We start from the raw sequence: 11,724 nt of genomic DNA, 5'->3' as shown, positions 1-11,724 counted from the left end.
CGGGCCGAGCCCCGGTCCCGCCCTTTCGCCGTTTCCCGGGGGCAAGCCCCCGGCCCCCGGACCGGGCTGCGCCCGGTGTCCTCAAACGCCGGACGGGCTGACTTGTCAGCCCGTCCGGCGTTTGAGGACCGGGGTCCGGGGCGGAGCCCCGGGAGACGGGGAGAGGGCGGGGCTGGGGATCAGCCCGCCGCAGGCGCACCGCAATGGCGCGTCGCCACCGCTTCCACCGTCGCGAAGTCCTGCGCAACCAGCGCGTCGAGCAGCTGGACGTGCTCGGCCGCGTCCGCGGCCAGCGGCCGTGCCCCCGCCGGGCACTGGGCCCGCCGGTGCACCTCCGCGGCGACCGCCACCAGCTGCCGGTTGCCGGTGAGCTCCAGGACGCCCGCGTGGAAGGCCCGGTCCGCTTCCGCGTACGCGGCCCGGTCGCCGGTCGCCGCCGCCCGTACGCAGTCCTCGGCGAGGGGGCGCAGGTCGTGCCAGCGGCGGGCGGGCACGGTGCGGGCGAGGCGGAGGAGGACGGGGACCTCCAGCAGGGCCCGTACCTCGCCGAGCTCGGCGAGGTCGCGGGGGCTGCGGCTGGTGACGCGGAAGCCGCGGTTGGGCACGACCTCGACGGCGCCTTCGAGGGCCAGCTGCTGCATGGCTTCGCGGACGGGCGTGGCGGAGACGCCGAAGCGTTCGGCGAGGGCGGGGCCGGAGTAGACCTCGCCGGGGGCGAGCTCGCCGGCGACCAGTGCCCTGCGCAGTGCGTCGAGGACCTGGCCGCGCACGGAGTAGCGCTGCGGCGTGCGGCGCGGTCCGTAGGCGTACTCGCTCTCGTCGTGCGTGTGCTCTCCCCGTGCGGCCGGCACATCGGCCCGGGGCCGCGCCAGGGGGCTGCGGGGTCTGCCCTGCTCCATGGGGGTTCCTCCTGTGTTCACCCGGAACCATAGGCGGCCCGTCCCGCAGGTCAAACCCCGGACCCCGCCCACTAAGGCAAGGCTTGCCTACTAACGATCGGCACCACACATCGCCCACGCCACCCGATCGAGTGGATTGGCGAGAACACAATTCCCTTACCCGCCCTGCCCGTTCGAATTCTGTCGTCGCTCTCCGTATATCCTTGCCGTCCATTCGCGGGGAGTTGCCGCGAAACCCCTTGGCAGCCGACGGGATTCCGTCAGGATGGCGCGCGAATCGCCGTACTGCATGCAAGGGAAGCAAGATGAGAGTGACCGACATACCGCTGAATTGGGCGCTCCCCAGTGCCGTTGCGCTCATCGGGGCAGTGGTGGCGGTGACGGTGTACGCGCGCGGCCGGCAGCCCGGCCGGGAGGACACGGCGGCCGGCACGGACTCCTGGGAGCGCAACGAGGAGCGCAGACGCCGCAAGGAGGCCGTCTACGGCGTGGCCTCGTACGTCCTTCTCTTCTGCTGCGCCGCGGTCGCGGCGGCCCTCTCCTTCCACGGGCTGGTCGGCTTCGGCCAGCAGAACCTGGGGCTGAAGGACGGCTGGGAGTACCTGGTGCCCTTCGGCCTCGACGGCGCCGCGATGTTCTGCTCGGTGCTGGCGGTGCGCGAGGCGAGCCACGGCGACGCGGCCCTCGGCTCGCGCATGCTGGTGTGGACGTTCGCGGGGGCCGCCGCCTGGTTCAACTGGGTGCACGCGCCCAGGGGCCTGGACCACGCGGGGGCGCCGCAGTTCTTCGCCGGCATGTCGCTGTCGGCGGCCGTGCTCTTCGACCGGGCGCTCAAGCAGACCCGCCGGGCCGCGCTGCGCGAGCAGGGACTGGTGCCCCGCCCGCTGCCGCAGATCCGGATAGTGCGGTGGCTGCGGGCGCCGCGCGAGACCTTCGGGGCCTGGTCGCTCATGCTCCTGGAGGGCGTGCGCACGCTGGACGAGGCCGTGGAGGAGGTCCGCGAGGACAAGCGCCAGCGCGCCCAGCACCGGATGCGCCGCCGGGAGGCGGGCAAGCTGGAGCGGGCCCGGCTCAAGGCGTACGGGCAGCAGTACCGCGTGGGGTGGGGCAAGACCCGCGGCGGCCGGCAGGTCGAGATGACCGGCCCGGCCATGCCGGCCGCCCCGCAACCGGCCCAGATCGGCTCCCAGGCGGGGGCGGAGCCCTCCATAGTCGGCGAGGACCACCTTCCCCTGCGCCCCCGCTCCCGGCAGCAGGTCGCCGGCAGGTCCGACCCCATCGACCTCACCGCGGAGGACGACACACAGGCCATTCCGCGGCTCGATTCCCTGGAGGCGAAACTCGCGCAGATCGAGCGGCAGTTCGGCTGACGCTCGTCCGCCCTGAGCCGTCGCGTGCGACCGGCTCAGGGCTCTTTCGCGTGCAGCGCCGGATCGAGGACGAACCAGACGGCCTTGCCGACGGCGTGCCGCCGCACGCCCCAGGCGTCGGCGAGGCAGTCGACGAGCAGCAGGCCCCGCCCGGAGGTGGCGAGGGGCCCGGAACCGGGTGAGGCGTCCGCGGTCCACGCCGCCGGGTCGGCGACCGCAACCGGCGGGCGGGAGAGGAAGTCGCGCACCGCGACGTGCAGCCGCCCGCCGGTCAGGCGGGCGGTGAACACGGCGGCGCCGTCGGTGTGCACCAGGGCATTGGTGACGAGCTCGCTGGCCAGCAGCTCGGCGGTGCGGGCCAGTTCGGAGCCGGCCCGGCCGGCGAGCAGGGCGCGCAGCCCGGCACGTATCTCCCGGACGGCGCCGAGCTCATGGGGGCGCAGTCGTCTTTCCCACGTCGGCCCGGATTCCTCCCCGGCCCCCTCGGATATCCCCTCTGTCCCCTCTTCCGCGGCTCCTTGCCTGCCCCCGCGCCCGTGCGCGCCCGCCCAGTGTGCAGTCCGCCGCTTCATCCCTCGCCGCCCCGACCCCTCCCCGGCCATCGAACACGTTCACGGCAATGCATGCCCCGTGCCAGGGGAAACGACTCCTGTTGACGCATCAACAGGACAGGAAGACAGGGCAATGGGCAATGGGCCGTGAATTCACGAGATGTTCTTCATTCCTCCCAGACGGCGCAGGCGGTGCGGTCGTCGGCGTAGCCCTTCACCCGCAGCTGGACGTCGGCGAGGAACTCCGCGAGGCCCGGGGGCTCGGTGGTGCCCGCCCAGCGCTCGGCCAGGCGGACGCCGAGCTCGGCCTCCCCGCGGAAGGGGTCGGCCAGGCCGGCGGTGCACAGCAGCAGCGCGTCGCCGGGGCGGGCGATGGAGGCCCGGAAGCGGAAGGGCTCGCCCGGCACCTCGGCCGGGTCGATGACGGGGGCGGTGCCGGGGGTCTGGATGCCCAGGTCGACGGTGATGCGGTCGGCGGCGTCGTAGCCGGACAGCGGGTCCGCCCCGGTCGCGACCGGATCCGCCTCGTGCGGCTCGGGGTCCAGGTCCTGCCAGGCTCCCTCGCGCAGCCGGAACAGCCCGCCCGGGCCCACGCCGAAGAACAGGCGGGTGCGGCAGCGCACGTCGGTGGGCAGCAGCAGGCAGCGCAGGGCCGCGGTGTACTCGGTGGACGGCAGGCCGAGTTCGGCCGCGCGGGAGCGCAGCCGCCCGTACGTGCGGTCGGTGAGCCGGTGCAGGCCGGCCTTCAGCTCGTCGCGGCGGCCGGCGTGGATGTCCTCGACGAGCCGGGCGTGGCTGCGGCCGACGGCGCCGGCCAGCCACTGGCAGACCTCGCGGGCCGCGCGGTGGGCGCCCTCCGCCGCCCGTGCGCCGCTGGCCATCGCCACCAGCAGCAGGGCCGCCTCGCCGCTGCCGAACCGGGCGGTGAGCAGGGCGTCGCGGCGCGGTTCGCCGCGGAAGCGGGCGGAGTCGCCGCGCAGGGAGGCCGCCCGCAGGGTCATCGTGCCGTAGCGGGCGCCGTCCAGGACGGTGTCGGGGACGAGGTCCTCCAGGGCACCGGCGTCGGCCTGCGGCCAGGAGGTCGGCTCGGGGTCGTACGTCGGGGGGCGCCGGCCGACGAACTCGGCGGCGCGCAGCCGGGTGCCGTTGCGCGAGCGCAGGACGGGCTCCGGTTCGGGCGCCTCGGGCGTCCCGCCGGCCCGCAGTCCGGCCGCCGTCGCGGAGACGTCGCGCACGGTCCGTACGTCGAGCACGTCCCGTACACCGGTCGCGTCCGGCACCTCGGGCACGTCCCGGCCGCCGGGCACCTCGGTGGCCTTGGTCACCTCCGTGGCCTCGGCGATCCGCGCGACCTCGGCCGGCGGCCCGGCGCTCTCCGCCGCGGCGGCGGCCTCACGGGGCACCGGCAGGGGCGGCGGGGGCGAGACCCGCGTGCGGGGGTCGGGGGGCGGCGGCGCCTCCGGCCGCTCCTCGGGGCCCGCTTCGGGCGGCGCGGGCGGCGGGCGGTGCCGGGAGGCGGCGGGGACGGGCAGGGAACCGTTCGCCGGGTTCGCCGGGGTGACCCAGCGCTTGGTCTGCCGCGGCACCCCGCCGGCCAGGGCGGGCGAGAGCCCGGTGGCGGCCACGGTCGGCGGCGCGGGCGGCTCGTCGGCGGGTCCGCTCCGCCGCGGCCCGGGCCGCTGGGGGCCGCGTTCCGCTCTCGGGCGCAGCGGCTCCGGACCGACCACGGCCGAGGCGGAGGAGAAGCGCTCGTCGAGGCTGTCGCCGCCCGGGCAGCCCCCGGTGTCGGACTCGCTCCGGCCGTACAACTCGCGCCACCAGGCGTCCTCTTGTTCGGCGTGCTGGTCCCCCTGCTGACTCATGCCCTTATTGTCCACACTGCGGGGCATACGGGAAGAGTGCACGGCGAACACCACCCCAGGGATGATGTCCGCAAGTCGCGAGGACGATTCCGGGGACGGGGAGGGAAGTCACGTGCTCGATTCGGTGGGCAGGGGCGCCGTCCGGCAGGCGCCGCACGGGGAATGCCCGGTGGCACGGCCTGTACGGGCGGGTGCGGTGGAGGTGGTGACGGGTGCCGACGCGGTCGTCCGGCGGCTGCTGGGACTGCGGTCGGGCGCCGTCAACGAAGTGTGCGCCATGGTGGCCGATGGACGCGGCGTGTTGACGGACGGACCGACAGGAGGCGGGGCGGTGCCCCGGCGGATCGTGGTGGACTCCGCGGCAGTGCACGTGCCCGAGGACGCCGGGCGGCTGCGGGTCGTCGACCGGATACCGGCGGAAGTGGTCATAGCCGACCGCAGCACCGCACTGGTGCGACTGGCCGCCGGGGACGCGGCCGCGGCCGCGCTGCTCGTGCGCGGCGGCCCCCTGCTCGACCGGCTCGTCGGCCTGTTCGAGGACGCCTGGCGGGCCGGACGGCCACCACGGCCGGACGACGCCCACGGCCCCGACCCCATGGACCTCGCCGTGCTGTCACTGCTGCTGGACGGGCTGACGGACGCGAGCGTCGCCAAACAACTGGGGCTGGGACTGCGCACCGTGCAGCGGCGCGTGAAGCGGCTGATGGAACTGGCGGGCGTGACGACCCGCCTGCAGCTGGGCTGGTACGCGGCCGAGCGGGGCTGGGCGCGAGGGCCAGCGCCCCGTAAGGGGCGCGGGGAACTGCGCGATCGGCCACCGACGGCCTGCAGTTGACGCACCACGCCCGGGACCCCGGGCGAAGCCCGGCAGTCCATCTGCGGGCCCGTTGTGGCTGGTCGCGCAGTTCCCCGCGCCCCTTACGGGCGTGCCGGTGAGCGGCAATGGTCATGCAGCGCCCCGTCAGGGCGCGGGGCGGTGTCGATCTGCGGCTGCCGCCGCGTGGGCGCGATCGGCCACCGACGGCCTGCACGGCACTCCGCCTGCGGGCGCATCGTGGCTTGTCGCGCAGTTCCCCGCGCCCCTATGGGGCGCGCCGGTGTCGACCAGAGCGTTCAGCGCCCCGTAAGGGGCGCGGGGAACTGCGCGATCAGCCACCGACGGCCCGCAGCCGACGCACCACCCCGAGGCCCGGGTGCAGCACGGTAACTCCGTCCGCGGGCACGTCGTGGCTTGTCGCGCCCGCGCGGCGGAGCCGCAGATCGACACTGCCCCGCGCCCCTACGGGGCGCCGTGGTGCCACAGGTGGTGCAGGGCGTACGAGCGCCACGGGCGCCACGCGTCCGCGTCCGCGGGGCCGGCGCCGAGGGCGGCGAGCCCGTGGCGGGCGCCCGCGTCGGTGGGCAGGAAGACGTCGGGGTCGCCCAGTGCGCGCATGCGCACGTACCCGGCCGTCCACTCCCCAATGCCCGGCAGGGCCAGCAGGGCGCGCGTGGTCTCCTCCCGGTCGGCGCCGGGGTCGAGCCGGACGGCGCCGTCCGCCAGCGCGGCGGCCAGGGCGCGCAGGGCGTCCCGGCGCCGCTGCGGCATGCCCGTCTCCTCCAGGCCGGCACCGGCCAGCACGCCGGGCTCGGGGAACAGGTGGGTCAGGCCGCCGTCGGGCGCGGCCAGGGGCTTGCCGTAGGCGGCGACCAGCGCGCCGGCGAGGCCGGCCGCGGCGGCGACGGAGACCTGCTGGCCGAGGACGGCGCGCACGGCCAGTTCGGCGCCGTCCGCGGCGCCGGGCGAGCGCAGCCCGGGCCGGGCGGCGACCAGGGGTCGCAGCCGGGAGTCGGCGCCGAGGTGCTCGGCGACGGCGTACGGGTCGGCGTCGAGGTCGAACAGGCGGCGTACGCGCTGCACGGCGGCCGACAGGTCGCGCGGGTCGGTCAGGCGCAGCCGGCACCCGAGCCAGTTGCCGGTCTCCCGGTCGGGGGCGGGCTCGGTGACCTCGGCGATGCCGGTGCCGTAGGGCAGGAGCAGGGTGCGGCGGTAGGTGCGCCCGCCGGGCGGGCCGAGCACCTCCTCCACGCCGGGGACGGCCCGGCGGGCCAGGAAGCCGAAGACCTGCCCGGCGGCGTAGGGGCCGCGGTGGGCGAGCCGCAGCGGGATGCCGGCGGCCGCCGCGCCGTCGGGGGCCCGCCGGTGGGCGGGGGCGGCGCGCAGCTCGCTGGGGGTGCGGTCGTACACGGCCCGGACGGTGTCGTTGAACTGCCGTACGCTCGCGAAGCCGGCGGCGAAGGCGATCTCGGTGATCGGCATGCCGGTGGTCTGCAGCAGGATGCGCGCGGTGTGGGCGCGCTGGGCGCGGGCGAGGGCGACGGGGCCGGCGCCCAGTTCCTCGGTGAGCCGCCGGTGGACCTGGCGGGAGCTGTAGCCCAGGCGCGTGGCAAGGCCCGCGACGCCCTCGCGGTCGACGACGCCGTCGCCGATCAGGCGCATGGCCCGGCCGGCGAGGTCGGCACGGACGTTCCATGCGGCGGAGCCGGGGGCGGCGTCGGGACGGCAGCGCCGGCAGGCGCGGAAGCCGGCCTGCTGGGCGGCGGCGGCCGAGGGGTAGAAGCGCACGTTGGCGCGCTTGGGGGTCACGGCCGGGCAGCTGGGACGGCAGTAGATGCCGGTGCTCGTCACGCCGAAGAAGAACTCTCCGTCGAAGCGTGCGTCCCGGCTGCGGACGGCTTGGTAGCGGGTGTCGTCGAGCAGGGGTGCGGGGGCCGTCATGAGTACCAGTCTGCGGCACCGGCCGCTGTGGCACTGGCGGAAATCGGACACGGCCTTCGCCCGGGGGCGAGGGCCGTCGCCGGCCATGCCACGGCGCCCCGTAGGGGCGCGGGGAACTGCGCGATCGGCCAACGACGGCCCGCAGGCGACGCACCACCCCTGGGGCCCGGGCGCAGCACGGCACTCCGACTGCGGGCGCGTCGTGGCTGATCGCGCAGTTCCCCGCGCCCCTACGGGGCGCTGCGCTTGCGCTCGTACATCATGCGGCCCTCCGCCTGCTTGCGCTTCCATTCGCGGCGGATCTCCGCACGCAGCCGCGCGTCCGTGCGGGAGGTGATCCACTCGTTCTCGCGCAACAGCTTGTGGTAGCTGTCGAGGCGGCGCTGCGGGAGCTCGCCGGCGTCGACCGCGGCCAGCACCGCGCAGCCCGGCTCGACGGTGTGGGCGCAGTCCTGGAAGCGGCAGTCGCCGGCCAGCCGCTCGATCTCGGTGAAGGTGCGGGTGACACCGCCCTCGGCGTCCCACAGGCCCACCCCGCGCAGCCCGGGGGTGTCGATGAGGACGCCCCCGCCGGGCAGGGGCAGCAGGTTGCGGGTGGTGGTGGTGTGCCGGCCCTTGCCGTCGCGGTCGCGCACGGCCTGCACCGTCTGGACCTCGGCGCCCAGCAGGGCGTTGGCGAGGGTGGACTTGCCGGCCCCGGACTGCCCCAGCAGCACGGAGGTGCGGCCGGCGAGCACGGCGGCCAGGACGTCGACGCCCTCGCCCTCCTCGGCGCTGACGGCCAGCACCTGCACGCCGGGGGCGGCGGTCTCGGTGTCGGCGATCAGATGCGCGAGGACGACCGGGTCGGGGACGAGGTCGGCCTTGGTCAGCACGACGAGCGGCTCGGCGCCGCTCTCCCAGGCCAGCGTGAGGAACCGCTCCACCCGGCCGAGGTCGAGCTCGGCGGCGAGGGAGACGGCCACCACGGCGGCGTCGATGTTGGCGGCCAGGATCTGGCCCTTGGAGTGCTTGGAGGAGGCGGACCGCACGAAGGCGGTGCGCCGCGGCAGCAGGGCGCGGACGAAGCCGCCGGCGAGGTCGACGGCGGCCCAGTCGCCGGTGCACATGATGGCCACCGGGTCGCCGGTGGCGACCAGGGAGGTGTCGGCCAGGACCGTGCGGACGCCGTCGCCGTCGGCGACGACGAGGTCGCAGCGGCCGCGGTCGACGCGCACGATCCGCCCGGGCACCAGGCCCTCGGCGGCGTGGGCGGCGAAGTCGTCAGCGAAGCCCGCGTCCCAGCCGTAGGGGGCGAGCGGGTGGTCGGAGCTGAGCTCGGACAAGGTGGTGGTCCTTATCGAAGGAGGGGGAATGGATCTGCTTCTGAGTGCGGGCAAGGCCCGTGACGACGGCAGCCATTGCGTACTCACCTCCTGTTGAGCTCGGTCGGTCACCCGGATCGTAGGGCGCGGGTGCGGCCGGTCGCGAAGGGTTTTTCCCTCCGCCTTCTCCCTCCTCCTCGCTCCTTCTCGGTTCTCAGCCCTTGCGGTGGGGCTTGGCGTGCTTGGGCCCCTGTTCGGGCTTGTGGAGCCGGGAGCGGACGTCCTCGGGCGGCAGGAACTGGGCCCAGCGCTCGGGGAACTCCGAGGGCGGCTCGCGGTCCTGGCCCATCACGCCGTCCTCGGGCTCCTCGTAGGGGTCGTCGTCGATCTCGTGCACCAGCGCGATGGCGGCCCGCTCGGCGGCCACGCGGGCCGCGGCGGCCGCGCGCAGCCTGTCGACCTCGGCGCGGGCGGCCGCGGTGGTGACGGAGGGCCACACGCGGTCCAGGGCCGCGTTCACGGCGGCGCCGACGAGCACCGCGAACGCCGAGACGCCGATCCACAGCAGGACGGCGACGGGCGCGGCCAGCGAGCCGTAGATGGTGACGCGTTCGACGGTGTGGGTGAGGTAGATGCGCAGCAGGAAGCTGCCGAGCACCCACATGGTCAGGGCGACGAACGCCCCGGGGATGTCCTCGGCCCAGGGTGAACGCACGGGCACGGACACGTGGTAGAGGGTGGTCAGGAAGGCGACCGACAGCACGATGACCACCGGCCAGTACAGGAAGCGGACGACGTCCGCGCTCCAGGGCACGAGGTGGACGACCGTCTCCGGGCCCACCACCATCAGCGGCAGCGCGACGGCCCCGACGACGAGGGCGACGAGGTAGAGCAGGAAGGCCAGCAGCCGGGTACGGATGATGCCGCGCTTGCCCTCCAGCCCGTACATGATCGTGATGGTGTCGACGAAGACGTTGACCGCCCGCGAGCCGGACCACAGGGCGATGGCGAAGCCGACCGACATGATCTCCGGCCGGCCGATCTTGATGACCTCGCTGACCAGCGGCTCGGCGATCTGCCGGGTGCCCTTCTCGGAGAGCACGGCGGCCGAGGCCGTCAGGATGTTCTCCTGGATGCCCGGGATCGTGCGGGTGCCCGTCCAGTCGTCCAGGTACTGCAGCAGGCCGATCAGGCCGAGGAACAGCGGCGGCAGCGACAGCAGGGTGAAGAAGGCGGCCTCCGCGGCCAGTCCGGTGACCCGGTGTTCCATGCAGGAGTTGACCGTGTCCTTCAGGAGCAGCCAGGCCATCCTGCGTTTGGAGACGTTCCGGTACAGGGCCCGGGCCCTGTGGAGCCGGCCGGGCCGGCCCGAATGTTCTTTTGCTGCCTGCACGCGCTAACCGTATCCGCCGCGGGCACCTCGCTTCACCCGGCGGACCGGGCGCGGGCGGGGGTACGGCGGCGCAGGTGGAGGGGCCGCGGAGGGTGATGCTGCGCCGACTCGGCACCACCCTCCGGCCGCTCACCGTCACCTTCCGCCCTGGGGCGGGTCGCCCACAATGGTTGCACGGCGTTGCAATATCGCCGATGCACCGGCGTGGCAGGGTCCCCGACGGGCACCATTGCAGCGTGAAGCGCATACCAATCGATGCGGGGCAGCTGCCCGCCGTGTGGGAGGCGACGCTCGCCGGCCAGGCGCCGCCCGCACGCCCGCGTCCGTTGATCGGCGAGTCGTGGCACCGCGTGCGCCGGCACGGCGTCGACCCCGAGACCGGCCGGCCCGCCGCGCCGATCGGGCCCGACGAGATCGAGCACCGCCGCCACGCCTCCCAGCTGGCCGGGCTGCTGCCGCAGGTGCGCGAGGGCCTGCGGGAGACGGTGGACGCCGTCCACCACCTGATCGTGGTCGCCGACGCCGACGGACGGCTGCTGTGGCGCGAGGGCACCGCGGGAGTGCGCCGCAGCGCCGACCGGCTGGGCTTCGAAGTCGGCGCCGCCTGGACGGAGGAACAGGTCGGCACCAACGGCATCGGGCTCGCCCTCGTCGAGCGCCGCCCCGTGCAGGTGCACTCCGCCGAGCACTACGTGCGCAGCCACCACTCCTGGACCTGCGCCGCGGCCCCCCTGCACGACCCGCGCGACGGACGGCTGCTGGGCGTGCTCAACGTCAGCGGCCCCGCCCCCGCCTTCAACCCCGCCACCCTCGCCCTGGTGACGGCCGTCGCCAAAGTGGCCGAGGCGGAGCTGCGCACCCGGCACTGGGAGTCCGTCGACCGGCTGCGCTCGGTCGCGGCCCCCATGCTCGCCCGGCTCGGCGGCCGGGCCCTGGCCGTCGACCGCGACGGCTGGACGGCGGCGGTCAGCGGCATGGCACCGCTCGGGCGGGTCGTGCTGCCGCGCGACGTACGGCCCGGGCCCGCGTGGCTGCCCTCCCTCGGCCCCTGCACCGTCGAGCCCCTGCCCGACGGCTGGCTGCTGCGGCTGGACGAGGCCCGCGACGCGGACGCGCCGCCCGGCAGCGTCGTGCTCGACCTGCGCCTCGCCCGCTGCTGGACGGTCACCGTCTCCGGCCCCTCCGGGCGGTGGTCCCACGAACTCAGCCCGCGCCACGCCGAGCTGCTGTACCTGCTGGCACGGCACCCCGCGGGGCGGACGGCGGCCGAGCTGGCGGCGGACCTGTTCGGCGACGCGAGCCGGACGGTGACGGTACGGGCGGAACTGTCGCGGTTGCGGCGCACGCTGGGGGGTGTGCTGGGGCACCGGCCGTACCGGTTCGCCGACGGCTTACGGGTGGAGCTGCGGACGCCGCCGGACCCGGCGGACCTGCTGCCGTACTCGACGGCACCGGCGATCGTGGCGGCGCGGCGCGCGTAGCGCCTGCGGCGGGCGGTTCCCCAGCCCCGCCCTCTCCCCGTCTCCCGGGGCTCCGCCCCGGACCCCGGTCCTCAAACGCCGGACGGGCTGGATTGCAGCCCGTCCG

Annotated in this window: 9 protein-coding genes; 3 read left to right on the top strand and 6 right to left on the bottom strand. The window is 75.5% G+C overall.

All coding sequences use genetic code 11. The annotated features are described in order from the left end of the window. Positions 1-179 precede the first annotated feature (179 nt). Positions 180-899, bottom strand: coding sequence for a GntR family transcriptional regulator (locus ABD361_RS24275; RefSeq protein ID WP_344437909.1), 720 nt, complete (start codon positions 897-899; stop codon positions 180-182). 305 nt (positions 900-1,204) lie between these two features. Between ABD361_RS24275 and ABD361_RS24270 the strand changes: the two genes are divergently transcribed. Then, positions 1,205-2,269 (top strand): DUF2637 domain-containing protein, encoded by a 1,065-nt coding sequence (locus ABD361_RS24270; protein WP_344437907.1) that lies wholly within the window; start codon positions 1,205-1,207, stop codon positions 2,267-2,269. Positions 2,270-2,304: 35 nt separating this feature from the next. On the opposite strand, the gene ABD361_RS24265 is transcribed toward ABD361_RS24270, so the two are convergent. Together ABD361_RS24265 and ABD361_RS24260 are read right to left on the bottom strand one after the other, a co-directional pair. Continuing rightward, positions 2,305-2,841: an ATP-binding protein gene (locus ABD361_RS24265; protein ID WP_344437905.1), complete on the bottom strand. Its 537-nt coding sequence runs from the start codon at positions 2,839-2,841 to the stop codon at positions 2,305-2,307. 146 nt (positions 2,842-2,987) lie between these two features. Next, the gene (locus ABD361_RS24260; protein ID WP_344437903.1) at positions 2,988-4,682 is read right to left on the bottom strand and encodes a protein phosphatase 2C domain-containing protein; all 1,695 of its coding nucleotides are present in this window, start codon (positions 4,680-4,682) and stop codon (positions 2,988-2,990) included. Between the two features lie 169 nt (positions 4,683-4,851). Between ABD361_RS24260 and ABD361_RS24255 the strand changes: the two genes are divergently transcribed. Continuing rightward, positions 4,852-5,517, top strand: coding sequence for a helix-turn-helix transcriptional regulator (locus tag ABD361_RS24255; RefSeq protein WP_344437901.1), 666 nt, complete (start codon positions 4,852-4,854; stop codon positions 5,515-5,517). A gap of 444 nt (positions 5,518-5,961) precedes the next feature. On the opposite strand, the gene ABD361_RS24250 is transcribed toward ABD361_RS24255, so the two are convergent. The 3 genes from ABD361_RS24250 to ABD361_RS24240 form a co-directional block, all read right to left on the bottom strand. Then, on the bottom strand, positions 5,962-7,440 hold the full coding sequence (locus ABD361_RS24250) for an AlkA N-terminal domain-containing protein (RefSeq protein ID WP_344437899.1): 1,479 nt from the start codon (positions 7,438-7,440) through the stop codon (positions 5,962-5,964). Between the two features lie 230 nt (positions 7,441-7,670). Beyond that, the gene (gene rsgA, locus ABD361_RS24245; protein WP_344437897.1) at positions 7,671-8,765 is read right to left on the bottom strand and encodes a ribosome small subunit-dependent GTPase A; all 1,095 of its coding nucleotides are present in this window, start codon (positions 8,763-8,765) and stop codon (positions 7,671-7,673) included. A gap of 193 nt (positions 8,766-8,958) precedes the next feature. Further along, positions 8,959-10,053 (bottom strand): YihY/virulence factor BrkB family protein, encoded by a 1,095-nt coding sequence (locus tag ABD361_RS24240; protein ID WP_425583310.1) that lies wholly within the window; start codon positions 10,051-10,053, stop codon positions 8,959-8,961. A 320-nt stretch (positions 10,054-10,373) separates the two neighbouring features. Here ABD361_RS24240 and ABD361_RS24235 point away from each other — a divergent pair, with 320 nt between their 5' ends. Further along, on the top strand, positions 10,374-11,618 hold the full coding sequence (locus tag ABD361_RS24235) for a helix-turn-helix domain-containing protein (protein WP_344437891.1): 1,245 nt from the start codon (positions 10,374-10,376) through the stop codon (positions 11,616-11,618). Positions 11,619-11,724 lie beyond the last annotated feature (106 nt).

The sequence above is a fragment of the Streptomyces luteosporeus genome, from assembly GCF_039532865.1.
Taxonomy (GTDB): domain Bacteria; phylum Actinomycetota; class Actinomycetes; order Streptomycetales; family Streptomycetaceae; genus Streptomyces; species Streptomyces luteosporeus.
This window is presented reverse-complemented; position numbering and strand designations above follow the sequence as displayed.